The following is a 22129-nucleotide window of genomic DNA, read 5'->3' as shown; positions in this document are numbered from 1 at the left end:
CTAAAATAGCCGTCCAGATGTTAATCCATCTATACTGATTAACACTCATACTGCCAGTGTCAAAAACCTGCAGGCCTTGGTAGAATTATCTCCTTTGGCTATTCCGCACAGCAGCTTGAGCTAACCAAATTCCTCTTAGGTGAAATAAAACATGGCAAAACACCTGTTTACGTCCGAGTCCGTATCAGAAGGACATCCTGATAAAATTGCTGACCAAATCTCCGATGCAGTGCTGGATGCGATCCTGGCGCAGGATCCTAAAGCGCGCGTCGCGTGCGAAACCTATGTCAAAACCGGCATGGTTCTGGTTGGCGGTGAGATCACCACCAGCGCATGGGTTGATATCGAAGAGATCACCCGTAACACGGTGCGTGAGATCGGCTATGTGCATTCTGATATGGGCTTTGATGCCAACTCCTGCGCGGTTCTGAGCGCGATTGGCAAACAGTCTCCAGACATCAACCAGGGCGTTGACCGTGCCGATCCGCTGGAACAGGGCGCGGGCGACCAGGGCCTGATGTTCGGCTATGCAACCAACGAAACCGACGTGCTGATGCCAGCACCGGTCACCTACGCACACCGTCTGGTGCAGCGTCAGGCTGAAGTGCGTAAAAACGGCACCCTGCCGTGGCTGCGCCCGGATGCGAAAAGCCAGGTCACCTTCCAGTATGACGACGGCAAAATCGTTGGGATTGACGCGGTAGTGCTTTCTACCCAGCACTCCGAAGATGTCGATCAGAAATCCCTGCAGGAAGCAGTGATGGAAGAGATCATCAAGCCGGTTCTGCCGACCGAATGGCTGAGCTCTGCGACCAAATTCTTCATCAACCCAACCGGACGCTTCGTTATCGGCGGCCCAATGGGCGACTGCGGCCTGACCGGTCGTAAAATCATCGTTGATACCTACGGCGGCATGGCGCGTCACGGTGGCGGTGCGTTCTCTGGTAAAGATCCGTCTAAAGTTGACCGTTCTGCGGCGTACGCGGCACGTTATGTGGCGAAAAACATCGTTGCAGCCGGCCTGGCTGACCGCTGTGAGATCCAGGTTTCCTACGCGATCGGCGTAGCTGAGCCAACCTCCATCATGGTTGAAACCTTCGGTACCGAGAAAGTGCCTTCAGAACAGCTGACGCTGCTGGTGCGCGAGTTCTTCGACCTGCGTCCATACGGCCTGATTCAGATGCTGGATCTGCTGCACCCAATCTACAAAGAAACCGCGGCATACGGTCACTTTGGTCGTGAACATTTCCCATGGGAAAAAACCGACAAAGCCGCCCTGCTGCGTGAAGCTGCCGGTCTGAAGTAATCGACTGACATCTGCGTGATAAAAGGCCAGCCTTCGGGCTGGCCTTTTTTTGTTGGTGGCGCCGCAAAGGTGCACATATGGTACCGATTACACCGCACCGGACGCGTCTCGCTTTCAGAATATTCTCTTTGCATGATCGCCTTTCTTCTGCTGTTACATCGCCTTTCAGTTAAGTCTGAAATGTGTTCTTTCGCGATGCATATCACCTCGTTTACCTCTATATTTTCAAAGCTTTAATTATTTTTACGGTTGCGCGTTAGTGTAACCGATTACACCAATGTGATTAATCTCACATATTTTTACGGGTCACTCACCTACCCTTTACATCAATAAAACTGATAACCCAACTGGAGGGCATAATGCCTGACAATAAAAAACATGGGCGTACGTCCAACAAGGCGATGACATTCTTCGTCTGTTTCCTCGCCGCCCTGGCAGGATTACTTTTTGGCCTGGATATCGGCGTCATTGCCGGTGCATTACCTTTCATCACTGACGAGTTCCAGATCAGCGCTCACACCCAGGAGTGGGTGGTCAGCTCCATGATGTTCGGCGCCGCAGTGGGTGCCGTCGGCAGCGGCTGGCTCTCCTTCAAGCTCGGGCGTAAAAAGAGCCTGATGATCGGCGCGATCCTGTTCGTTGCCGGTTCACTCTTCTCTGCCGCTGCGCCTAACGTTGAGGTTCTGCTGGTTTCCCGCGTGCTGCTCGGCCTGGCCGTGGGCGTGGCGTCCTATACCGCCCCGCTTTACCTGTCTGAAATCGCGCCGGAGAAAATCCGCGGCAGTATGATTTCGATGTATCAGCTCATGATCACCATCGGTATTTTGGGCGCGTATCTTTCCGATACCGCGTTTAGCTACAGCGGCGCATGGCGCTGGATGCTCGGCGTGATCATCATCCCGGCAATTCTGCTGCTGATTGGCGTCTTCTTCCTGCCGGACAGCCCGCGCTGGTTTGCCGCCAAACGTCGATTCCACGATGCCGAACGCGTACTGATGCGCCTGCGCGACACCAGCGCCGAAGCGAAAAACGAGCTGGAAGAGATCCGCGAAAGCCTGAAGGTCAAACAGTCCGGCTGGGCGCTGTTTAAAGAGAACAGCAACTTCCGCCGCGCGGTGTTCCTCGGCGTGCTGCTTCAGGTGATGCAGCAGTTCACCGGGATGAACGTCATCATGTATTACGCGCCAAAAATCTTTGAGCTGGCGGGCTATACCAACACCACCGAGCAGATGTGGGGGACCGTCATCGTGGGTCTGACCAACGTGCTGGCGACCTTTATCGCCATCGGTCTGGTGGACCGCTGGGGACGTAAGCCAACTCTGACGCTGGGCTTCCTGGTGATGGCGGCCGGTATGGGTGTCCTCGGTACCATGATGCATGTGGGCATTCACTCACCAACCGCCCAGTACTTTGCGGTCGGCATGCTGCTGATGTTTATCGTCGGATTTGCGATGAGCGCCGGCCCGCTGATTTGGGTGCTGTGCTCTGAGATCCAGCCGCTGAAAGGGCGTGATTTTGGTATCACCTGCTCTACCGCAACCAACTGGATTGCCAACATGATCGTCGGCGCAACGTTCCTGACCATGCTCAATACCCTGGGCAACGCGAACACCTTCTGGGTCTACGCCGGTCTGAACATCTTCTTTATTGTGCTGACTATCTGGTTGGTTCCAGAAACCAAACACGTTTCTCTGGAACATATTGAACGTAACCTGATGAAAGGTCGTCCGCTGCGCGAAATCGGCGCCCACGACTGATCCTCACGCGGGAGGCGCCTCTTGCGCCTCCCCGCTTCGCGCTTTATGCTCTGCCCCTATGAAAGCACCCCGTCTCCCCATTGCCGTTCAGCAAGCCGTTATGCGCAGCCTGCGGGAAAAACTCGCCCAGGCGAACCTGAAGCTCGGCCGTAATTACCCTGAACCTAAGATCGTATATCAGCAGCGCGGAACCGCAGCGGGCACCGCCTGGCTCGAGCCCTATGAGATCCGCCTTAACCCGGTGCTGATGATGGAAAACCAGCAGGCGTTTATCGAGGAAGTGGTACCGCACGAGCTGGCGCATCTGCTGGTGTGGAAACACTTCGGACGCGTCGCGCCCCACGGCAAGGAGTGGAAGTGGATGATGGAAGCGGTGCTCGGCGTTCCGGCACGCCGTACCCATCAGTTCGAGCTGGAATCGGTGCGCCGCAATACCTTCCCCTACCGCTGCCAGTGTCAGCAGCACCAGCTTACCGTCCGCCGCCATAATCGCGTGGTGCGCGGCGAGGCGACCTACCGCTGCGTCAAATGCGGCGAGCCGCTGGTTGCGGAATAATCATCTGAACTTTCAGGAACTTTCCTGATCTGACTGATTGCATACGGGAACAACATTCGTTACGTTGCGGGCTCGTTTTGACACGGAGTGTAAGATGTCCCGTAATTTTTCTCTCGCGGTCGCCTTTCTGACGACGGCGCTCTCAGGCCATGCTCTGGCCGACGGTATCAACAGTTTTTCCCAGGCCAAGGCAGCAGGCGTGAAGGTGAACGCCGATGTGCCGGGCGATTTCTACTGCGGCTGTAAAATTAACTGGCAGGGTAAAAAAGGGGGCGTTGACCTTGAGTCCTGCGGCTATAAGGTGCGTAAAAACGAAAACCGCGCCAGCCGCATTGAATGGGAACATGTCGTTCCGGCCTGGCAGTTTGGCCACCAGCGCCAGTGCTGGCAGGATGGCGGACGTAAAAACTGCGCCAAAGATCCGGTTTATCGCCAGATGGAAAGCGATATGCATAACCTGCAGCCTGCCGTAGGTGAAGTGAACGGTGACCGGGGTAATTTCATGTACAGCCAGTGGAACGGTGGCGAAGGCCAGTACGGCCAGTGCGGTATGAAGGTTGATTTTAAAGAGAAAGTCGCCGAGCCCCCTGCCCGCGCGCGCGGCAGCATTGCCCGCACCTACTTCTATATGCGTGACCGTTACGACCTCAACCTCTCCCGCCAGCAGACGCAGCTGTTCAACGCCTGGGACAAGCAGTACCCGGTGACGGAGTGGGAATGCCAGCGCGACGAACGCATCGCCAGAGTCCAGGGGAATCACAACCCTTACGTCCAGCGGGCTTGCCAGGCGCAAAAGAGCTAACCTACACTACGGCCATTCGCTTATATCGCATGACACATGGAATTTCTGACTATGCGCATTCCCCGCATTTACCATCCTGAACTGATTACCGCAGGCCGCGAAATCGCCCTGTCTGATGACGCCGCCAACCACGTTGGCCGCGTGCTGCGCATGGGCGCAGGTCAGGCAATACAGCTGTTCGACGGCTCGAACCAGGTTTTCGACGCGGAAATCACGCGGTCTGATAAAAAAAGCGTACACGTTAACGTCCTGCGTGGCGAAGTGGATGACCGGGAATCACCGCTGCACATCCATCTGGGCCAGGTGATGTCGCGCGGCGAGAAAATGGAGTTCACCATTCAGAAATCCATTGAACTGGGTGTAAGCCTCATTACGCCACTTTTTTCTGAGCGCTGCGGCGTTAAACTGGATGCGGAACGTCTGAACAAAAAGATCCAGCAGTGGCAGAAAATTGCCATTGCGGCTTGCGAACAGAGTGGCCGCAACCGTATTCCGGAGATCCGCCCGGCGATGGATCTGGAGGACTGGTGTGCAGAAGAGGAGAGCGGGCTGAAGCTCAATCTTCATCCGCGCGCCAGCGCCAGCATCAATACGCTGCCTCTGCCCGTTGAGCGCGTACGCCTGCTGATTGGCCCCGAAGGCGGCCTGTCGGCGGATGAAATTGCGATGACGGCACGTTACCAGTTTACTGATATTCTGTTGGGACCTCGCGTTCTGCGCACTGAGACAACGGCACTCACGGCCATTACCGCGCTACAGGTACGGTTTGGCGATCTGGGTTGAAGCATTAACGGAGAAGAACATGATCAAGCTCGGCATCGTGATGGACCCCATCGCAAACATTAACATCAAGAAAGATTCCAGCTTCGCCATGCTGCTGGAAGCGCAGCGTCGCGGCTATGAACTCCACTATATGGAGATGAACGATCTTTACCTGATCAACGGTGAAGCCCGCGCGCGCACCCGCATCGTTAACGTCGAGCAGAACTACGACAAATGGTACGAGTTCGGCACCGAGCAGGATATTGCCCTGGCCGATCTCAACGTCATCCTGATGCGTAAAGATCCGCCGTTCGACACCGAATATATCTACAGCACCTACATCCTTGAGCGTGCAGAAGAGAAAGGCACGCTGATCGTCAACAAGCCGCAGAGCCTGCGCGACTGCAACGAGAAGCTCTACACCGCCTGGTTCTCTGACCTTACGCCGGAAACCCTGGTGACCCGCAGCAAAGCGCAGCTGAAAGAATTCTGGCAGAAGCACGGCGATATCATCATGAAGCCGCTGGACGGCATGGGCGGCGCGTCGATTTTCCGCGTGAAAGAGAGCGACCCGAACATTGGCGTGATTGCCGAAACGCTGACCGAACTGGGTACGCGCTACTGCATGGCGCAAAACTATATTCCGGCGATCAAAGACGGCGATAAGCGCGTTCTGGTTGTGGATGGCGAACCGGTTCCTTACTGCCTGGCGCGTATCCCGCAGGGTGGCGAAACTCGTGGGAACCTGGCAGCCGGTGGCCGCGGTGAGCCGCGCCCGCTGACCGAAAGCGACTGGGAAATTGCCCGCCGCGTTGGCCCGACGCTGAAAGCCAAAGGCCTGATCTTCGTTGGCCTGGATATCATCGGCGATCGTCTGACCGAAGTGAACGTCACCAGCCCGACCTGCATTCGTGAAATCGAAGCGGAATTCCCGATTTCGATCACCGGAATGCTGATGGACGCTATCGAAAAACGTTTACAGAAATAACCTAACAATACTATTAGTGACAGCGCCTGTGTTTGTCCCCATACTGGGCGCTGTCGCTTTTTAAACCAGGAAACAGTACCTCTGACAATGAATTTACAGCATCACTTTCTTATTGCCATGCCTGCTCTCCAGGACCCGATTTTTCGCCGCGCCGTAGTTTATATTTGTGAATACAATGAAGACGGCGCGATGGGTATTATCATCAATAAACCGCTGGAAAATCTTCAGGTTGAAGGAATTCTGGACAAGCTGAAAATACCGGCTGAAGCGCGACTGCCGGAAATCCGGCTTGATAAACCGGTGATGCTGGGTGGACCTCTTGCAGAAGATCGCGGCTTTATCCTGCATACGCCGCCGGTATTCTCTTCCAGTATTCGAATTTCGGATAACACCGTTATCACGACCTCGCGCGACGTGCTTGAAACGCTGGGCACCGCTGAGCAGCCTTCTGAAGTGCTGGTGGCGCTGGGCTATTCGTCGTGGGAGAAAGGCCAGCTTGAGCAAGAGATCCTCGATAACGCCTGGCTTACCGCGCCTGCGGACATGAATATCCTGTTTAAAACCCCGATCGCCGATCGCTGGCGTGACGCGGCAAAGCTGATTGGCATTGATATCCTGACCATGCCTGGCGTAGCGGGGCACGCCTGATGAGCGGAACGCTTCTGGCCTTCGATTTTGGTACTAAAAGCATTGGCGTCGCCGTGGGTCAGCGCATCACCGGTACCGCGCGTCCGCTTACGGCCCTGAAGGCCAACGACGGCACGCCAGACTGGAATCTTATCGAGCGTCTGCTCAAAGAGTGGCAGCCGGATGACGTGATTGTTGGGCTCCCGCTGAACATGGACGGCACAGAACAGCCGCTTACCGCCCGGGCGCGTAAGTTCGCCAATAAAATCCATGGTCGCTTTGGCGTCTCCGTGAAGCTTCACGACGAGCGTCTCAGCACCGTCGAAGCGCGTGCGGGCCTGTTTGAGCACGGCGGCTTCCGGGCGCTCAACAAAGGCAGCGTGGACTCCGCTTCTGCCGTGATTATCCTCGAAAGCTATTTCGACCAGGGCTTTTAACCACAGGGGCCTACAGCCGCCCCTGCGCCCGTCTCTCCGCCAGGCTCTGGTCAAAGTTCTGCATTCCTGCCTGCTGACCGGTTTGAATGATGCCGGGCAGTTGCCACGTTTTCCCTTCGCGAATCAGATTCGCCGCCGCCGCTGTGTTCACCAGCAGTTCATACAACGCGACGCGCCCGCCCTGTAGATCGGGAAGCAGCTTTTGCGCCAGCACCGCCCGCAGGCTGCCGGCCAGCTGGTTACGCACCGGATCTTTCTCCTGCGCCGGGAACGTATCGACCAGCCTTTCAATCGCCTGCGATGCCCCGCGCGTATGCAGCGTCGCCAGCACCAGATGTCCGGTTTCCGCCGCCGTCAGCGCCAGGCGGATCGTTTCGCTGTCGCGCAGTTCCCCCAGCAGAATAACGTCCGGATCCTGGCGTAAGGCGCTGCGCAGCGCTTCAGCAAATGACGGGCTGGGCTGTCCTATCTCCCGCTGCTGGATCAGGCAACGCTCGCTCTGGTAGATAAACTCCACCGGATCTTCAAGCGTGAGGATATGGCCGTCAGCATGGTGGTTTAGAAAATCGACCATCGCCGCCAGCGTAGTGGATTTGCCGCTGCCGGTCGCCCCCGTGACCAGAATCAGCCCGGCGTCATTGGATAACAGTTCCGGGATTACCCTCGGCGCGCCCAGCGAAGCGAGCTGCGGGCAGCTACGCGGCAACAGCCGCAGCGTCACAGAGATACCGCTCATCTGCTTAAAGGCACTGCCGCGCAGACGCTGGCCTCCCGTTACCGTCGCGGCAAAATCCACCTGGCCCTTTGCCCACCATGTTCCCTGCTGCTCATCGTTGAGCCACGCTTTTAATAACGCCCCAACGTCGGGAGGCTGAAAGGGAGCGGGTTCAAGCCGGCCTAATCTGCGCCAGCGCGGTGGCGAATCACTGCACAGGTGTAGATCGGAGACGTTATGCTTTACACTAAGGGCCACAATTTCTTCCACATCCATAGACTACTCCTCGGAAAATGAACGACATTGCGCATAACCTGGCACAGGTCCGGGACAAAATCTCAGCCGCCGCAGCGCGCTGCGGCCGTGCTTCAGAAGAAATTACGCTGCTTGCAGTCAGCAAAACCAAGCCTGCGAGCGCCATCGCAGAAGCTATTGATGCAGGCCAGCGGGCGTTTGGTGAAAACTACGTGCAGGAAGGCGTGGATAAAATTCGCTACTTCCAGGAACAGGGGAATACGGATCTGCAGTGGCACTTTATTGGCCCCCTGCAGTCGAACAAAAGCCGTCTGGTGGCAGAGCACTTCGACTGGTGCCACACCATCGACCGCCTGCGTATTGCTACCCGCCTGAATGACCAGCGTCCGGCAGAAATGCCGGCACTCAACGTGCTTATTCAGGTCAACATCAGCGACGAAAACAGCAAGTCCGGCATTGCGCTGAGCGAACTGGGTGCGCTGGCCGCCGAGGTGGCCGAACTGCCGCACTTAACCCTGCGCGGGCTGATGGCAATTCCGGCACCTGAGTCAAGTTATGAAAGGCAGTTTGCCGTGGCACAGCAAATGGCTGTAGCATTTGAGGCGCTTAAAGCGCGCTATAACACGGTAGACACGCTTTCACTGGGCATGTCGGATGATATGGAAGCCGCCATCGCGGCAGGCAGCACTATGGTGCGCATCGGCACGGCAATTTTCGGTGCGCGCGACTACTCAAAATAATAAGGAAACCTGAGGAACGCCATGAAGACGTTGACTTTCCTGCTCTCAACAGTGCTTGAGCTGTATACGATGGCGCTTTTGCTGCGCGTCTGGATGCAGTGGGCCCGCTGTGATTTTTACAATCCGTTCTCGCAGTTTGTCGTGAAAATCACGCAACCTGTTGTCGGACCGCTGCGCCGCGTTATCCCGGCGATGGGTCCCATCGACAGTTCGTCTCTGCTGGTGGCGTTTATTCTGAGCGTTATCAAAGCGATCGTGCTGTTTATGGTCATCACCTTCCAGCCGATTATCTGGATTGCTGCGATCCTGATTTTAATCAAAACCATCGGCCTGCTGATTTTCTGGGTGCTGCTGGTCATGGCCATCATGAGCTGGGTAAGCCAGGGCCGTAGTCCGGTAGAATATGCGCTGATCCAACTGGCCGAGCCGCTACTGCGCCCGATTCGCAACCTGCTGCCTTCGATGGGCGGTATTGATTTCTCGCCGATGATCCTGGTTCTGCTGCTCTATGTGGTCAACATGGGGATCGCTGAGCTGTTACAGTCCACGGGCGATATGCTGCTGCCGGGGCTGTGGATGGCGCTATGAGTGCCGTAAGCACCTGCGCTGACGGGCTGGTTTTGCGGCTGTATATTCAGCCGAAAGCCAGCCGTGACGGTATTGTCGGGCTGCATGGCGACGAGTTAAAAGTCGCCATCACCGCCCCGCCGGTTGACGGCCAGGCGAACGCGCATCTGACCAAATATCTGGCAAAACAGTTTCGCGTCGCCAAAAGCCAGGTCATCATTGAAAAAGGTGAACTTGGGCGACATAAACAGGTAAAAATCCTTAATCCGCAATCTATCCCGACGGAAGTCGCGGCTCTGAAAGAACAGGACTAAACCATGCAGAAAGTTGTTCTCGCGACCGGCAACGCCGGTAAAGTGCGCGAGCTGGCCTCGCTATTAAATGATTTTGGGCTGGACGTGGTCGCCCAGACCGATCTTGGCGTGGAGTCCGCCGAAGAGACGGGGCTGACGTTTATCGAAAACGCGATCCTGAAAGCACGCCACGCCGCGCAGATTACCGGCCTGCCCGCGATTGCCGACGACTCCGGCCTGGCCGTGGACTTCCTGGGCGGTGCGCCGGGGATTTATTCTGCGCGCTATTCCGGCGTGGACGCTACCGACCAGCAGAATCTGGAAAAGCTGCTTGTCGCCCTGAAAGACGTACCGGACGAACAGCGCACCGCGCAGTTCCACTGCGTGCTGGTCTATATGCGCCACGCGGAAGACCCGACGCCGATTGTCTGCCACGGCAGCTGGCCGGGCGTGATTACCCGTGAAGCAGCTGGCAACGGCGGCTTTGGCTACGACCCGATTTTCTTTGTCCCGACCGAGGGCAAAACCGCTGCGGAACTGACCCGCGAAGAGAAAAGCGCGATTTCCCACCGTGGACGCGCGCTGAAACTGTTACTGGAAGCACTGCGTAATGGCTAATTTGCCACCTCTGAGTCTGTATATTCACATCCCGTGGTGCGTGCAGAAGTGCCCGTACTGCGATTTCAACTCGCACGCGCTGAAGGGCGAAGTGCCGCACGATGACTACGTTGCGCATCTGCTGGCCGACCTGGACGCCGATGTCGCTTACGCACAGGGACGTGAAGTTAAGACCATTTTCATTGGTGGCGGTACGCCGAGCCTGCTGTCCGGCCCGGCGATGCAGACGCTGCTGGACGGCGTGCGTGCGCGCCTGAACCTGGCGGCAGATGCTGAAATTACGATGGAAGCCAACCCCGGCACCGTTGAGGCCGACCGTTTTGTCGACTATCAGCGCGCGGGCGTGAACCGCATCTCCATCGGCGTGCAGAGCTTTAGCGAACCGAAGCTGAAACGTCTGGGGCGCATTCACGGCCCGGAAGAGGCGAAGCGCGCGGCAAACCTGGCGACCGGGCTGGGCCTTCGCAGCTTTAACCTCGATCTGATGCACGGCCTGCCGGATCAGTCTCTGCAAGAGGCGCTGGACGACCTGCGCCAGGCGATCGAACTGAACCCACCGCACCTGTCGTGGTACCAGCTCACCATCGAGCCAAACACGCTGTTTGGTTCCCGCCCGCCGGTGCTGCCGGACGACGACGCGCTGTGGGATATCTTCGAGCAGGGTCACAGGCTGCTGACCGCTGCGGGCTATCTGCAGTATGAAACGTCCGCATATGCGAAGCCGGGCTACCAGTGTCAGCACAACCTGAACTACTGGCGCTTTGGCGACTATCTGGGGATTGGCTGCGGCGCGCACGGCAAGGTGACCTTCCCGGACGGGCGCATTCTGCGCACCGCTAAAACCCGCCACCCGCGCGGGTATATGGAAGGGCGTTACCTGGAGCGTCAGCACGACGTCGAGGCGGCGGATAAACCGTTTGAGTTCTTTATGAACCGCTTCCGTCTGCTGGAAGCCGCGCCGCGCGCGGAATTTGCGCGTTACACCGGGCTGCCGGAATCGGTGATTCGCCCGCAGATTGACGAGGCGCTGGCGCAGGGGTATCTCACGGAATGTGAGGAATACTGGCAGATCACCGAGCACGGCAAGCTGTTCTTAAATTCCCTTCTTGAGCTGTTCCTCGCCGAATAATCCTGAAGGCTGATTCAGGATTTTGCATCCCGCTCTGCCGGCTGAGAGAAAGGCTGGCAGAGTGTGGGGATGGAAAAATCAAAACAACTCCGCAAAGAAATGACGCCCGAAGAATTACGCCTCTGGTATTTGCTCAGGGGGCGTCGCTTCTTTGGGTATAAGTTTCGTCGGCAGATGCCTGTTGGTCCGTACATCGTGGATTTCGCCTGCTTTAAGGCAAAGCTGATCGTTGAGCTGGACGGGGGTCAGCATCAGAATGAAGAGGCGTATGACTTACGAAGAACAGCATTCTTAAACGCAAACGGCTGGGAAGTTTTGCGGTTCTGGAATAATGAATTCAGGGCTAATGAGGAGGAGGTGTTGATAGCTATTCTGCAACGACTGCAATGCCTGATGCCCTCACCCTAACCCTCTCCCACAGGGAGAGGGAACGATTACACCCTCTCCCATGGGGAGAGGGCCGGGGTGAGGGGCCCAGCGCGCAGAGATCTTACTTAAGCGTCCCCACCAGCGCCTTCCGGCTATCTTCCAGCGACACCACGCGTTTACACACGTCTTTGCCGAACTGCTGGAAATCATCTTCCTGGTTCTTCCACTCGTTCTGAATGGAGGTCTGCAAGCCGCCCAGGCTGCCCAGCACGCCCTGCAGCGGATTACCGCCGCCCTTCAGCACGGCTTTCGCACCCATCTCGTTGATGCTGTCCTGCAGGATGCCGCCCATAGCCTGGTTCACCAGCTGCTGCCCGTCAGCGCGGACCTGATCGATCGCCTTGTAGTGGAACGTCAGGCCGTCGGAGCGCGTCTCGATAATGCGGTTCATCTGCTCTTTAAGCTGCTTATCGAGCTTCGTCAGACGGGTGCGCATATTGCTGCTCTCACCCACCTCTTTGGTGATGATCTTATCCAGTGCGACGCGGCTTTTCTCAACGCGGGTCAGCGCGCCTTCATTAATCCATGGCAGCGCGGTACGCAAATCGGCCTGATAGTCTTTCGCCTGCTCACGCTGTGCGGCAGTCAGGTTGTACTGCTTGCCGTTAAAGGTGACGTTCCCCTGCGGCGTAATCACCAGATTGCCGTTCTCGCCTTTGACCTGCACGGTTTGCGGGCTTAACACCACGTCATCACGCGGGGTGACGCTACATTGATAATCCGCATGGGCGGTGAATCCGGTTGCCATCAAAGCAACAGCCAGCAACGTTTTGCGCATCTTAAACACTCCCTCAGACAAAATGGGCCAGCTAATGCTGGCCCCTTACTGCTTTATTAGTCCCACCAAACGTCGAAAAGTTCGCTGACGCGGACATCTTCGAGCTTGTGGTCTTCAAGCCATTTACGTACCAGGGCCTGATGTTCTTCAGTGCATTTACCCACTTCCTGGGTGCAGATCAGACCTTCCCAGGCCAGGTAGCCGCTACCGTCGAAGGCCAGCTTGTTTGGCTCAATCACGTCATTGATGAACGCATCCACGTCCTGATCGATCTGTTCTACACTGGTGCCTTCCGGGAAACGCCACGCAACGGAGAAGCCCACTTCCTGGAATTCTTCGATGTGCATCTTTTTACGCAGACGACGGCTACGATTCTTTGCCATTATTTCACCCTCTCGAACATTAAGTCCCATACACCGTGACCAAGACGATGGCCACGCTGTTCAAATTTCGTTACCGGACGCGATTCCGGACGCGGTACATAGTCGTTGCTCTCAGACTGGTTTTTATACCCGTCCAGCGACGACATCACTTCCAGCATATGTTCCGCATACGGTTCCCAGTCGGTCGCCATATGGAAGACACCGCCCAGCTTCAGCTTACTTTTCACCAGCTCGGCAAACGGTGCCTGAACGATACGGCGTTTATTATGACGTGCTTTGTGCCACGGGTCAGGGAAAAAGAGCTGAACCATGGTTAAAGAATTGTCAGGAATCATTTTATGCAGCACTTCCACCGCGTCGTGACACATCACGCGCAGGTTCTCAACGCCCTCTTCATGGGCCGTTGCCAGGCATGCACCCACGCCCGGGGAGTGGACTTCGATACCGAGGAAGTTCTGCTCCGGTCGCGCTTTCGCCATGGCCACCAGCGAGGTGCCCATACCAAACCCGATCTCCAGCGTGACGGGTGCTTCGCGGCCGAACAGTTCGGTAAAGTCCAGAGGCTGCTCGCTGAATTCAACGCCCATCACCGGCCAGTAGTTGTCCAGCGCATGTTGCTGCCCTTTTGTCAGGCGACCCTGACGGCGGACAAAGCTGCGAATACGGCGCAGCGGGCGACCGTTTTCATCAAATTCCGGTGAAATGACGTCGTTTTTCATAAAAGAGTTGTCTGCTTGTGAGAATGTTCGGGAAACGGGCATTATCCAAAGTTAAGGCTTCTATGCAAGCATGGGAAAGATCCGGTTTACAGCAGATTGACGCTGTGCTGCAATCTGCGTCCCTGATTATGCGAATCGATGACCATGCAAGCCTCTCAATTTTCAGCCCAGGTGCTGGACTGGTACGACAAATACGGGCGTAAAACCCTGCCCTGGCAAATTGAAAAAACGCCTTACAAAGTATGGCTATCCGAGGTGATGTTGCAACAAACGCAGGTCGCCACGGTGATCCCTTACTTCGAGCGTTTTATGGCGCGCTTCCCGACGGTGGCCGATCTGGCCAACGCCCCGCTGGACGAGGTCCTTCATCTGTGGACCGGTCTTGGCTATTACGCCCGCGCGCGTAACCTTCACAAGGCCGCACAGCAGGTTGCCACGCGCCACAACGGGACATTCCCGGAAACCTTCGACGAGGTGGCCGATCTTCCCGGCGTCGGACGTTCAACCGCAGGCGCCATTCTCTCCCTCTCTTTAGGCAAGCATTTCCCGATCCTCGACGGCAACGTGAAGCGCGTGCTGGCACGCTGCTATGCCGTCGACGGCTGGCCGGGGAAGAAGGACGTTGAGAAACGCCTTTGGGAAATAAGTGAAGCGGTCACCCCGGCCAACGGCGTCGAGCGTTTCAACCAGGCGATGATGGATCTCGGCGCGCTGGTCTGCACGCGCTCAAAACCAAAATGCGAACTCTGCCCGGTGAATAATCTCTGCGTGGCGTATGCCAACCATTCGTGGGCGCAATATCCGGGTAAGAAACCCAAACAGACGCTGCCGGAGCGCACCGGCTATATGCTGCTGATGCAGCACGGCGACGAGGTCTTCCTCGCCCAGCGTCCACCGAGCGGTCTGTGGGGTGGTCTATACTGCTTCCCACAGTTTGAAGATGAAGATTTGCTGCGTGAATGGCTTAAACAGCGCGGGATTGCTGCCGATAACCTGACGCAGCTGACCGCGTTTCGCCATACGTTCAGCCATTTCCACCTGGATATTGTACCCATGTGGCTTCCCGTGTCGTCATTTGCCTCGTGCATGGATGAAGGCACCGCTCTCTGGTATAACTTAGCGCAACCGCCATCAGTCGGACTGGCGGCTCCCGTGGAGCGCCTGTTACAGCAATTACGTGCCGGTGCAATGGTTTAGCATCGACAAGAAAAAGAGGAATGAGTATGGCCAGAACGATTTTTTGTACTTTCCTGCAGCGTGACGCTGAAGGCCAGGATTTCCAGCTTTATCCGGGCGACCTGGGTAAACGCATCTACAATGAAATCTCCAAAGAAGCCTGGGGACAGTGGCAGAAAAAGCAGACCATGCTGATCAACGAGAAAAAACTCAGCATGATGAACCCGGAACACCGCAAGCTGCTGGAGCAGGAGATGGTGAGCTTCCTGTTCGAAGGTAAAGACGTGCACATCGAAGGCTATACGCCACCGGAAAAATAACAGCGTGCGGGGGAAACCCCGCCGTTAAAGCAAACACAACACGCACTCCCGGAATGATGAAAAAACTTTTAGCGCTAGCCCTTGTTGCGCCGTTGCTTGTCTCGTGTTCGTCAAAAAAAGGCGAAGATTACAACGAAGCCTGGATCAAGGACACCAACGGTTTTGACATTTTGATGGGGCAGTTTGCCCACAACATCGAGAACATATGGGGATTTAACGAAGTTCTTATTGCCGGACCTAAGGACTACGTTAAGTACACCGACGCCTATCAGACCCGTAGCCACATCAACTTTGATGAGGGGACGATCACGATTGAGACCATCGCAGGCACCGACCCTGCGGCACGACTGCGTCAGGCGATCGTCAAAACCCTGCTGATGGGTGACGATCCTGGCTCTATCGATCTCTACTCCGATGCCGACGATATCACTATCTCGAAAGAGCCGTTCCTGTACGGCCAGGTCGTCGATCAGACCGGTCAGCCGATCCGCTGGGAAGGTCGCGCCACGAAATTTGCCGACTACCTGCTGCAGACGCGCCTGAAAAGCCGCTCTAACGGCCTGAAGATTATCTACAGCGTCACCATCAACCTCGTCCCGAACCACCTCGACAAGCGTGCGCATAAATACATTGGGATGGTGCGTCAGGCCTCGCGCAAGTACGGCGTGGATGAGTCGCTGATTCTGGCGATTATGCAGACCGAATCCTCGTTCAACCCGTACGCGGTGAGCCGTTCCGACGCCCTGGGGCTGATGCAGGTAGTGCAGCACAGCGCCGGTAAAGACGTCTTCCGCGCGCAGGGGAAATCCGGCACGCCGAGTCGCAGCTATCTGTTCGATCCGCAGAGCAACATTGATACCGGCACGGCCTATCTGGCGATGCTGAACAATGTGTACCTGGGCGGAATTGATAACCCAACGTCGCGCCGCTATGCGGTGATCACCGCCTATAACGGCGGCGCGGGCAGCGTGCTGCGCGTCTTCTCGAATGACAAAGTGCAGGCCGCGAACATCATCAACAGCATGGCGCCGGGGGATGTCTACTCTACCCTCACCACCCGCCACCCGTCTGCGGAATCCCGTCGCTATCTGTATAAGGTGAATACGGCGCAGAAGAACTACCGTCGCCGGTGATCGGCACACCTTCTCCCCTCTGGGAGAAGGTGTTCTGTTTCCCCTCTCCCTGTGGGAGAGGGTCAGGGTGAGGGCATCAGGCCGCACCTATCCAACCCCACCCATACGAAAATGTTATTTGCATCACAATCCAAACTGCAAATTAATGTGGATTGCATTTTTTTGCGGGAGGTAACAAAACATATCGTTGCCAACTGATAGAATTGCATCAAATAACAACCCTGAATGTTCCCAAAACAACATATCTCCCGCTCACTTGTGAGGAAAGTAACATGAACCTTAAGCTGCAGCTTAAAATATTGTCGTTTCTGCAGTTCTGCCTGTGGGGTAGCTGGCTGACTACACTCGGCTCCTATATGTTTGTGACGCTCAAGTTCGACGGTGCGTCAATCGGTGCCGTATACAGCTCGCTCGGTATTGCGGCTGTCTTCATGCCAACGCTGCTGGGCATCGTGGCGGATAAATGGTTGAGTGCGAAATGGCTGTACATGCTTTGCCATCTGGTGGGCGCGGGGACGCTGTTTATGGCAGCCCAGGTGACCACGCCGGGGGCGATGTTCATGGTGATCCTGCTTAACTCGCTGGCCTATATGCCAACGCTTGGCCTGATCAACACCATCTCCTACTACCGCCTGAAATCCGCGGATTTGGATATCGTGACCGATTTCCCGCCAATCCGTATCTGGGGTACCATCGGCTTTATCATGGCGATGTGGGGCGTGAGCTTCGCAGGCTTCGAACTGAGCCATATGCAGCTCTATATCGGTGCGGCGCTCTCCGTGGTGCTGGCGATCTTCACCCTGACGCTGCCAACCATTCCGGTTTCTAACCAGCAGAAAAACCAGAGCTGGAGCACCATGCTCGGCCTGGACGCGTTCGCGCTGTTTAAAAACAAACGCATGGCGATCTTCTTTATCTTCTCCATGCTGCTTGGCGCAGAGCTGCAGATCACCAACATGTTCGGCAACACCTTCCTGCACAGCTTCGATAACAACCCGCTGTTCTCCGGCAGCTTTATCGTTGAACATGCGTCGGTGATGATGTCCATCTCTCAGATCTCTGAGACGCTGTTCATCCTGACCATCCCGTTCTTCCTGAGCCGCTACGGCATCAAAAACGTCATGCTGATCAGTATCGCGGCATGGATGTTGCGCTTCGGCCTGTTCGCCTACGGTGACCCGAGCGCGTTTGGTACCGTGCTGCTGGTGCTGTCGATGATCGTTTACGGCTGCGCCTTCGACTTCTTCAACATCTCTGGTTCGGTGTTTGTGGAAAAAGAGGTGAAGCCTGAAATCCGCGCCAGCGCGCAGGGTATGTTCCTGATGATGACCAACGGCTTCGGCTGTATTCTGGGCGGCGTGGTAAGCGGTAAAGTGGTTGAGATGTACACCACCAACGGCATCACCAACTGGCAGCCCGTGTGGCTGATCTTCGCGGCGTACTCGCTGGTGCTGTTCTTCGCGTTCATCGCGCTGTTCAAGTACAAGCACGTGCGCGAGCCGCACGGTGCGCAGCCGATCGCGCATTGATTGTTGTGCCCGGTGGCGCTGCGCTTACCGGGCCTACAAAACCAGACCGTAGGCCGGGTAAGGCGAAGCCGCCACCCGGCTATTTTATTGCAGAGAGCACCCACCCCACCGACAGCAAATCCGCGCTGCCGCCCGGGCTCAGATTGCGTTCAATCAATGCCTTATCCATCTTATGCAGCGCCTCGCGATCCCAGCCACTCACCAGTAATTCCCGCGCGTAGCCCTGAACGTAGCGCAGCCCTTCAATGCCGCCTCGCGAGACGAGATTACTGTCCTGATTGACCGCCATCAGGCGCAACAGCAGGCCGTGAAGCGACTGTCCGCTCCACTGCGCCAGCGCCCTACGCGCCGTCGCAAAGCCGCTTTCCGCCTCTCCGCGCGCGCCGGTTAAGCCGTACAGATGAAACTGCCGCTCGCCCGCCGTCTTCTGCCCGCTGCGCGCGGCCAGCTCCCGCGACACCAGCCCGCTGCAGATGTTACTCACCTCACAGCAGAGGCTGTCTGCGGAGATATTTTTCACACGTCCGGCAGCGAAGCACAGTAAACCCAGGGCAAAAATCCCGCCCTTGTGGGTGTTCACTCCGTTCGTCGCGGCGTACATCGCCTGCTCGCAGGCCATCCCCATCGGGCGGATAATGCGAAGCTGTGCGTCAGCGGGTTTATCCGCATGTGCGTTACCGAGTTCGGCAAAGCGCGAAAACCACGGCGTTATCGCCGCAATGCTGCGGACGAACAGCGCGTGGTCCATATCGCGATGGGAACCGTTATTGAGCTTGTCCACCAGCCCCGGCTTGGGCGTCAGCTCCAGCTCCTGCCATAGCGCCGCCTCCGCAAGCGCGGGCACGTCAACCGGGCGCGGTTTAGTCGCGAGCAAACCAGTCATCGATCGTCTTCTCCACGCGGGAAACCACCTGCTCAACGGGGTGATTGCGCGAACGGGAACAAGCATGAGCGGGTTCGTCGCAGATCAGGCAGCGTCTGAGATTCGCCCCCAGCGACTGGCGCCCGACGTGGCCGTGCTGAGGGCAGATCACGTCCAGATCCCACAGCCTGCCGAGCGGGTGCGTCTGCTCCAGATCCGCGCAGTGCGCTTTGATTTCAACCGCGGGATGGGCCACGCACCACAGGGCTTCTGGCCCGGTCGGGAGCCACAGCACCTGACGGTCCAGCACCTGCCAGCGGTTTTCCCACAGCAGCTGGTCGCACATTTGCAGCGCCACGCCCATGGTATTGCGATAGCGCAGGCTGTCTTTGATTTCCCCTGGCGTGACCAGCGTGAGGGAAATGACCGGTTGTTGATAGTGCTCAAGCATGTCAGCCTGGCGCGCTGCGCGGCGCTCTTTCGCCGCCAGCAGTTCGTCCAGGCTGACACCCGCCCGCACGGGTGTCGCTATAGTCATAACTACTCCTTTACCTGTCGCACGGTGTCGATCACGCTGCCGTCGCGGTAGCGGATCACTCCGACGATTTTGTCGGTAAATTCAATCGGTTTCGGTACGCCCGTCAGGGAAATCGCCCGCTCGTAAAGCGCGCTGATATCTACAACTTTGAGCCCAGCTTCCAGCAGGCGCTCGCGGATCTCCGGGCGCGCCGGGTTGACCGCAATGCCGTGGTCGGTGACCAGCACGTCGATGCTTTCGCCCGGCGTGAGGCGCGTGGTGACGCGCTTCACTACCGTTGGAATGCGGCTGCGCAGCAGCGGCGCGACGACGATGGTCAGGTTTGCCGCGGCGGCCACGTCGCAGTGTCCGCCGGACGCGCCGCGCATCACCCCGTCGGAGCCGGTGATAACGTTGACGTTGAAATCAACGTCGATTTCCAGCGCGCTGAGGATCACCACGTCGAGCTGGTCGCAGCTTGCAGCCTTGCTGCCAGGGTTGGCGTAAACGTTGGTGGAGATCTCCACGTGGTTCGGGTTGCGCGCCAGCGAGGCCGCCGCCTGGCCGTCAAAGCACTGGGTATCGAGCAGCTTTTCGATGAGTCCCTTCTCGTGTAAATCCACCAGGCTGCCGGTGATGCCGCCGAGCGCAAAGCGCGCCTTCACGCCGCTGCGCTCCATCTTCTCTTCCATAAAGCGCGTGCAGGCGGTCGCCGCCGCGCCGGAGCCCGTCTGCATCGAGAAGCCCGGTTTGAAGTAGCCGGAGTGTTCAATCACGTCCGCCGCATAGCGGGCGATCATCAGCTCGCGCGGGTTGCTGGTGACGCGCGCCGCACCGACGCTGATTTTCGCCGGGTCGCCCACGCTTTCAACCTGCACGATGTAGTCCACCTGGTCCTGCACCAGGCTGGCGGGCATATTCGGAAACGGCACCAGTTCTTCAGTCAGCAGCACTACCTTGCGGGCAAAGTGCGCGTCCACCATCGCGTAGCCCAGGGACCCGCAGCACGATTTACCGTGCGTGCCGTTGGCGTTGCCAAACTCATCGCTGCACGGCACGCCGAGAAACGCTACGTCGATATTCAGCTCGCCGTCCTGAAGCAGCTTCACGCGCCCGCCGTGGGAATGAATTTGCACCGGCTCGTCCATCAGCCCGTGGGAGATGGCATCCGCCAGCCTGCCGCGCATGCCCGAGGTGTAAATCCGGGTGATGACGCCGCTTTCAATATGCTCGATCAGCGCGTCGTTACAGGTCATCAGCGAGCTGGAGGCCAGCGTCAGGTTTTTGAAGCCCATTCGCGCCAGCAGCGCCACGACGGTGTTGATCACCCGGTCGCCTTCGCGAAACGCGTGGTGGAAGGAGATGGTCATCCCGTCCTGCAGGCCGCAACGCTTAACCGCCTCTTCAACAGAGGCGCAGAGCTTGCGGCTGTGCTTCGCGTCGCTGTCCGCCAGCCACGGCGTGGCGCTGTGGGCGGTATCAAAGGGTTTTAAGTCCCGCAGATGGGGGAAGTTCACGTGAAGAAGTTCTGTCTGATTCATTATTTTATCCTTACCGACGCACGCCGGAGGCCGCCGCGCGCTCCAGCACCACCTGCGCGTGGTTAATAATCGGTGCATCCACCATTTTGCCGTTGAGCGACACCACGCCCAGGCCGTTACGCTCGCCCTCTTCTGCCGCCTCAATCACCCTTTTGGCGTGATCCACCTCTTCCTGAGTCGGGGCGTAGGCGTTGTGCAGCATGTCAATCTGGCGCGGGTTAATCAGCGATTTTCCGTTAAAGCCCATCTTGCGGATCAGATCGACCTCGCGCAGGAACCCGGCCTCGTCGTTAACGTCTGACCACACCACGTCGAAGGCGTCGATGCCCGCCGCGCGGGCGGCGTGCAGCACGGCACAGCGGGCGTAGAACAGCTCGGTGCCGTCGCCGCGCTCGGTCTGCATGTCCATCACGTAGTCAAAGGCGGCCAGCGCAATCCCGATGAGGCGCGGAGAGCTGCGGGCAATCGCCACGGCGTTGATGACGCCAATGGCCGATTCAATCGCCGCCATCACGCGGGTGGAGCCGATCTCGCGGCCGCACTCGCGTTCGATACGCTCAAGGTGGCCTTCCAGCTCGTAGATATCGTCCGGGGTGTCGGTTTTCGGCAGGCGGATCACGTCCACGCCGGCCCGCACGGCGGCCTCCAGATCCAGCAGGCCAAACGGCGTGCTGAGCGGGTTAATACGCACCACGGTTTCGATATCCTGATACATCGGGTGCTGAAGCGCGTGGAACACCAGCATGCGCGCGGTATCCTTCTCGCGCAGGGCGACGGCGTCCTCAAGGTCAAACATGATGGAGTCGGGACGGTAGATAAATGCGGTGGAAAGCATGGCGGCGTTGGCGCCCGGCAGGAACAGCATACTGCGGCGGAGTTTGCTCATTTCAGCGCCCCCCAGTTGATGGCCTGTTCATCGGCGGCACGCATCAGCGCGCTTTGCAGGCGGGCGCGGATAACACAGTCCAGCGCCCCTTTGTCTTCAATAATAATTAATCCCTGGTGCACGTTCATGGCGCGCAATGTGTCGTTGACCACCTGGCGAATTTGCTCGCCAAACTGCTTAATCACTTCACTGTGGATGACTATCTCCAGCTCGCCGTGAGCGGGAGCGATTTTCACCATCAGGTCGCTGGACTCCTGCGTTCCGGCCAGCGCCTCCCTTACAATTTTCATGATAAATTCCTGGT

The 22129-nt window shown here is 57.4% G+C and carries 27 protein-coding genes; 18 read left to right on the top strand and 9 right to left on the bottom strand.

The annotated features are described in order from the left end of the window. Window positions 1–151: 151 nt before the first annotated feature. The 8 genes from metK (at window position 152) to ruvX (ending at window position 7235) form a co-directional block, all read left to right on the top strand. Complete coding sequence (metK, locus tag SPH27_RS16260; RefSeq protein WP_182071658.1) at window positions 152–1306, top strand: methionine adenosyltransferase; 1155 nt, start codon at window positions 152–154, stop codon at window positions 1304–1306. 359 nt (window positions 1307–1665) lie between these two features. Continuing rightward, complete coding sequence (gene galP, locus SPH27_RS16255; protein WP_182071657.1) at window positions 1666–3063, top strand: galactose/proton symporter; 1398 nt, start codon at window positions 1666–1668, stop codon at window positions 3061–3063. A gap of 58 nt (window positions 3064–3121) precedes the next feature. After that, a complete protein-coding gene (locus tag SPH27_RS16250; RefSeq protein WP_033146604.1) occupies window positions 3122–3619 on the top strand; it encodes a SprT family zinc-dependent metalloprotease in 498 nt (165 codons plus the stop codon). A gap of 94 nt (window positions 3620–3713) precedes the next feature. Next, complete coding sequence (gene endA, locus SPH27_RS16245) at window positions 3714–4421, top strand: deoxyribonuclease I (protein WP_182071656.1); 708 nt, start codon at window positions 3714–3716, stop codon at window positions 4419–4421. Window positions 4422–4472: 51 nt separating this feature from the next. Beyond that, window positions 4473–5204 carry a 16S rRNA (uracil(1498)-N(3))-methyltransferase gene (rsmE, locus tag SPH27_RS16240; protein WP_023309126.1) on the top strand — a complete coding sequence of 244 codons (732 nt, stop codon included), beginning with the start codon at window positions 4473–4475 and terminating at the stop codon, window positions 5202–5204. A gap of 19 nt (window positions 5205–5223) precedes the next feature. Beyond that, window positions 5224–6171 carry a glutathione synthase gene (gene gshB / locus SPH27_RS16235; RefSeq protein WP_029739222.1) on the top strand — a complete coding sequence of 316 codons (948 nt, stop codon included), beginning with the start codon at window positions 5224–5226 and terminating at the stop codon, window positions 6169–6171. Window positions 6172–6258: 87 nt separating this feature from the next. Beyond that, entirely contained in the window at window positions 6259–6819 is a 561-nt protein-coding gene (locus SPH27_RS16230; protein ID WP_008499752.1) for a YqgE/AlgH family protein, read from the top strand. Further along, window positions 6819–7235 carry a Holliday junction resolvase RuvX gene (gene ruvX, locus SPH27_RS16225; protein WP_029739223.1) on the top strand — a complete coding sequence of 139 codons (417 nt, stop codon included), beginning with the start codon at window positions 6819–6821 and terminating at the stop codon, window positions 7233–7235. Before SPH27_RS16230 ends, ruvX begins: the two co-directional genes overlap by 1 nt. A gap of 10 nt (window positions 7236–7245) precedes the next feature. Here the strand turns inward: ruvX and SPH27_RS16220 are convergent, their stop codons facing one another. Then, complete coding sequence (locus tag SPH27_RS16220; protein WP_182071655.1) at window positions 7246–8226, bottom strand: type IV pilus twitching motility protein PilT; 981 nt, start codon at window positions 8224–8226, stop codon at window positions 7246–7248. Between the two features lie 17 nt (window positions 8227–8243). Here SPH27_RS16220 and SPH27_RS16215 point away from each other — a divergent pair, with 17 nt between their 5' ends. From SPH27_RS16215 to SPH27_RS16190, 6 genes are all read left to right on the top strand, one after another. After that, complete coding sequence (locus SPH27_RS16215) at window positions 8244–8945, top strand: YggS family pyridoxal phosphate-dependent enzyme (RefSeq protein WP_182071654.1); 702 nt, start codon at window positions 8244–8246, stop codon at window positions 8943–8945. A 21-nt stretch (window positions 8946–8966) separates the two neighbouring features. Further along, the gene (locus SPH27_RS16210) at window positions 8967–9533 is read left to right on the top strand and encodes a YggT family protein (RefSeq protein WP_047060424.1); all 567 of its coding nucleotides are present in this window, start codon (window positions 8967–8969) and stop codon (window positions 9531–9533) included. After that, window positions 9530–9826: a DUF167 family protein YggU gene (yggU, locus tag SPH27_RS16205; protein WP_023309131.1), complete on the top strand. Its 297-nt coding sequence runs from the start codon at window positions 9530–9532 to the stop codon at window positions 9824–9826. The genes SPH27_RS16210 and yggU overlap by 4 nt, the downstream gene beginning before the upstream one ends. 3 nt (window positions 9827–9829) lie before the next feature. Continuing rightward, window positions 9830–10423, top strand: a complete 594-nt coding sequence (locus SPH27_RS16200) for an XTP/dITP diphosphatase (RefSeq protein WP_048979374.1) — start codon at window positions 9830–9832, stop codon at window positions 10421–10423. Further along, complete coding sequence (gene hemW / locus SPH27_RS16195) at window positions 10416–11552, top strand: radical SAM family heme chaperone HemW (RefSeq protein WP_182071653.1); 1137 nt, start codon at window positions 10416–10418, stop codon at window positions 11550–11552. Before SPH27_RS16200 ends, hemW begins: the two co-directional genes overlap by 8 nt. A gap of 69 nt (window positions 11553–11621) precedes the next feature. Beyond that, window positions 11622–11960, top strand: coding sequence for an endonuclease domain-containing protein (locus SPH27_RS16190; RefSeq protein ID WP_039262962.1), 339 nt, complete (start codon window positions 11622–11624; stop codon window positions 11958–11960). 82 nt (window positions 11961–12042) lie between these two features. On the opposite strand, the gene SPH27_RS16185 is transcribed toward SPH27_RS16190, so the two are convergent. The 3 genes from SPH27_RS16185 to trmB are packed head-to-tail and all read right to left on the bottom strand — an operon-like array spanning window position 12043 to window position 13861. Further along, window positions 12043–12759, bottom strand: coding sequence for a DUF2884 domain-containing protein (locus SPH27_RS16185; RefSeq protein WP_024906551.1), 717 nt, complete (start codon window positions 12757–12759; stop codon window positions 12043–12045). A 56-nt stretch (window positions 12760–12815) separates the two neighbouring features. Then, on the bottom strand, window positions 12816–13142 hold the full coding sequence (locus SPH27_RS16180) for a YggL family protein (protein WP_014885198.1): 327 nt from the start codon (window positions 13140–13142) through the stop codon (window positions 12816–12818). Continuing rightward, window positions 13142–13861, bottom strand: a complete 720-nt coding sequence (gene trmB, locus SPH27_RS16175) for a tRNA (guanosine(46)-N7)-methyltransferase TrmB (protein ID WP_033146613.1) — start codon at window positions 13859–13861, stop codon at window positions 13142–13144. The genes SPH27_RS16180 and trmB overlap by 1 nt, the downstream gene beginning before the upstream one ends. Before the next feature lie 138 nt (window positions 13862–13999). On the opposite strand from trmB, the gene mutY reads away from it, so the two are divergent. The 4 genes from mutY (at window position 14000) to SPH27_RS16155 (ending at window position 18019) form a co-directional block, all read left to right on the top strand. Then, window positions 14000–15058, top strand: coding sequence for an A/G-specific adenine glycosylase (gene mutY, locus SPH27_RS16170; protein ID WP_048977245.1), 1059 nt, complete (start codon window positions 14000–14002; stop codon window positions 15056–15058). Between the two features lie 26 nt (window positions 15059–15084). After that, on the top strand, window positions 15085–15357 hold the full coding sequence (locus SPH27_RS16165) for an oxidative damage protection protein (RefSeq protein ID WP_023309138.1): 273 nt from the start codon (window positions 15085–15087) through the stop codon (window positions 15355–15357). Window positions 15358–15413: 56 nt separating this feature from the next. Next, a complete protein-coding gene (gene mltC, locus SPH27_RS16160) occupies window positions 15414–16490 on the top strand; it encodes a membrane-bound lytic murein transglycosylase MltC (RefSeq protein WP_033146615.1) in 1077 nt (358 codons plus the stop codon). A 272-nt stretch (window positions 16491–16762) separates the two neighbouring features. Next, window positions 16763–18019: a nucleoside permease gene (locus SPH27_RS16155; protein ID WP_029740744.1), complete on the top strand. Its 1257-nt coding sequence runs from the start codon at window positions 16763–16765 to the stop codon at window positions 18017–18019. Between the two features lie 79 nt (window positions 18020–18098). Here SPH27_RS16155 and citG read toward each other — a convergent pair whose 3' ends face one another. Genes citG through citD form a run of 5 tightly spaced genes read right to left on the bottom strand, consistent with a single transcriptional unit; the run spans window position 18099 to window position 22115 of the window. Beyond that, window positions 18099–18902: a triphosphoribosyl-dephospho-CoA synthase CitG gene (gene citG, locus SPH27_RS16150; protein WP_182071652.1), complete on the bottom strand. Its 804-nt coding sequence runs from the start codon at window positions 18900–18902 to the stop codon at window positions 18099–18101. Beyond that, window positions 18880–19419 carry a citrate lyase holo-[acyl-carrier protein] synthase gene (gene citX / locus SPH27_RS16145; protein WP_048979379.1) on the bottom strand — a complete coding sequence of 180 codons (540 nt, stop codon included), beginning with the start codon at window positions 19417–19419 and terminating at the stop codon, window positions 18880–18882. Before citX ends, citG begins: the two co-directional genes overlap by 23 nt. A 2-nt stretch (window positions 19420–19421) precedes the next feature. Then, window positions 19422–20939 carry a citrate lyase subunit alpha gene (gene citF, locus SPH27_RS16140; protein WP_126785797.1) on the bottom strand — a complete coding sequence of 506 codons (1518 nt, stop codon included), beginning with the start codon at window positions 20937–20939 and terminating at the stop codon, window positions 19422–19424. Window positions 20940–20949: 10 nt separating this feature from the next. After that, window positions 20950–21825 carry a citrate (pro-3S)-lyase subunit beta gene (gene citE / locus SPH27_RS16135; RefSeq protein WP_039262957.1) on the bottom strand — a complete coding sequence of 292 codons (876 nt, stop codon included), beginning with the start codon at window positions 21823–21825 and terminating at the stop codon, window positions 20950–20952. Next, on the bottom strand, window positions 21822–22115 hold the full coding sequence (citD, locus tag SPH27_RS16130) for a citrate lyase acyl carrier protein (protein WP_008499773.1): 294 nt from the start codon (window positions 22113–22115) through the stop codon (window positions 21822–21824). The genes citE and citD overlap by 4 nt, the downstream gene beginning before the upstream one ends. Between the last annotated feature and the right edge of the window lie 14 nt (window positions 22116–22129).

Source organism: Enterobacter sp. A103 (assembly GCF_034427535.1).
Lineage (GTDB): Bacteria > Pseudomonadota > Gammaproteobacteria > Enterobacterales > Enterobacteriaceae > Enterobacter > Enterobacter asburiae_B.
Note: the sequence above shows the minus strand (reverse complement) of the source record. Positions and strands in the feature narration are given on the sequence as shown.

What these genes read in the sequence shown, in the direction of transcription:
- metK (WP_182071658.1), top strand. Translation starts at nt 152, where the DNA reads ATGGCAAAACACCTGTTTACGTCCGAGTCCGTATCAGAAGGACATCCT.
- galP (WP_182071657.1), top strand. Translation starts at nt 1,666, where the DNA reads ATGCCTGACAATAAAAAACATGGGCGTACGTCCAACAAGGCGATGACA.
- SPH27_RS16250 (WP_033146604.1), top strand. Translation starts at nt 3,122, where the DNA reads ATGAAAGCACCCCGTCTCCCCATTGCCGTTCAGCAAGCCGTTATGCGC.
- endA (WP_182071656.1), top strand. Translation starts at nt 3,714, where the DNA reads ATGTCCCGTAATTTTTCTCTCGCGGTCGCCTTTCTGACGACGGCGCTC.
- rsmE (WP_023309126.1), top strand. Translation starts at nt 4,473, where the DNA reads ATGCGCATTCCCCGCATTTACCATCCTGAACTGATTACCGCAGGCCGC.
- gshB (WP_029739222.1), top strand. Translation starts at nt 5,224, where the DNA reads ATGATCAAGCTCGGCATCGTGATGGACCCCATCGCAAACATTAACATC.
- SPH27_RS16230 (WP_008499752.1), top strand. Translation starts at nt 6,259, where the DNA reads ATGAATTTACAGCATCACTTTCTTATTGCCATGCCTGCTCTCCAGGAC.
- ruvX (WP_029739223.1), top strand. Translation starts at nt 6,819, where the DNA reads ATGAGCGGAACGCTTCTGGCCTTCGATTTTGGTACTAAAAGCATTGGC.
- SPH27_RS16220 (WP_182071655.1), bottom strand. Translation starts at nt 8,226, where the DNA reads ATGGATGTGGAAGAAATTGTGGCCCTTAGTGTAAAGCATAACGTCTCC.
- SPH27_RS16215 (WP_182071654.1), top strand. Translation starts at nt 8,244, where the DNA reads ATGAACGACATTGCGCATAACCTGGCACAGGTCCGGGACAAAATCTCA.
- SPH27_RS16210 (WP_047060424.1), top strand. Translation starts at nt 8,967, where the DNA reads ATGAAGACGTTGACTTTCCTGCTCTCAACAGTGCTTGAGCTGTATACG.
- yggU (WP_023309131.1), top strand. Translation starts at nt 9,530, where the DNA reads ATGAGTGCCGTAAGCACCTGCGCTGACGGGCTGGTTTTGCGGCTGTAT.
- SPH27_RS16200 (WP_048979374.1), top strand. Translation starts at nt 9,830, where the DNA reads ATGCAGAAAGTTGTTCTCGCGACCGGCAACGCCGGTAAAGTGCGCGAG.
- hemW (WP_182071653.1), top strand. Translation starts at nt 10,416, where the DNA reads ATGGCTAATTTGCCACCTCTGAGTCTGTATATTCACATCCCGTGGTGC.
- SPH27_RS16190 (WP_039262962.1), top strand. Translation starts at nt 11,622, where the DNA reads ATGGAAAAATCAAAACAACTCCGCAAAGAAATGACGCCCGAAGAATTA.
- SPH27_RS16185 (WP_024906551.1), bottom strand. Translation starts at nt 12,759, where the DNA reads ATGCGCAAAACGTTGCTGGCTGTTGCTTTGATGGCAACCGGATTCACC.
- SPH27_RS16180 (WP_014885198.1), bottom strand. Translation starts at nt 13,142, where the DNA reads ATGGCAAAGAATCGTAGCCGTCGTCTGCGTAAAAAGATGCACATCGAA.
- trmB (WP_033146613.1), bottom strand. Translation starts at nt 13,861, where the DNA reads ATGAAAAACGACGTCATTTCACCGGAATTTGATGAAAACGGTCGCCCG.
- mutY (WP_048977245.1), top strand. Translation starts at nt 14,000, where the DNA reads ATGACCATGCAAGCCTCTCAATTTTCAGCCCAGGTGCTGGACTGGTAC.
- SPH27_RS16165 (WP_023309138.1), top strand. Translation starts at nt 15,085, where the DNA reads ATGGCCAGAACGATTTTTTGTACTTTCCTGCAGCGTGACGCTGAAGGC.
- mltC (WP_033146615.1), top strand. Translation starts at nt 15,414, where the DNA reads ATGAAAAAACTTTTAGCGCTAGCCCTTGTTGCGCCGTTGCTTGTCTCG.
- SPH27_RS16155 (WP_029740744.1), top strand. Translation starts at nt 16,763, where the DNA reads ATGAACCTTAAGCTGCAGCTTAAAATATTGTCGTTTCTGCAGTTCTGC.
- citG (WP_182071652.1), bottom strand. Translation starts at nt 18,902, where the DNA reads ATGACTGGTTTGCTCGCGACTAAACCGCGCCCGGTTGACGTGCCCGCG.
- citX (WP_048979379.1), bottom strand. Translation starts at nt 19,419, where the DNA reads ATGACTATAGCGACACCCGTGCGGGCGGGTGTCAGCCTGGACGAACTG.
- citF (WP_126785797.1), bottom strand. Translation starts at nt 20,939, where the DNA reads ATGAATCAGACAGAACTTCTTCACGTGAACTTCCCCCATCTGCGGGAC.
- citE (WP_039262957.1), bottom strand. Translation starts at nt 21,825, where the DNA reads ATGAGCAAACTCCGCCGCAGTATGCTGTTCCTGCCGGGCGCCAACGCC.
- citD (WP_008499773.1), bottom strand. Translation starts at nt 22,115, where the DNA reads ATGAAAATTGTAAGGGAGGCGCTGGCCGGAACGCAGGAGTCCAGCGAC.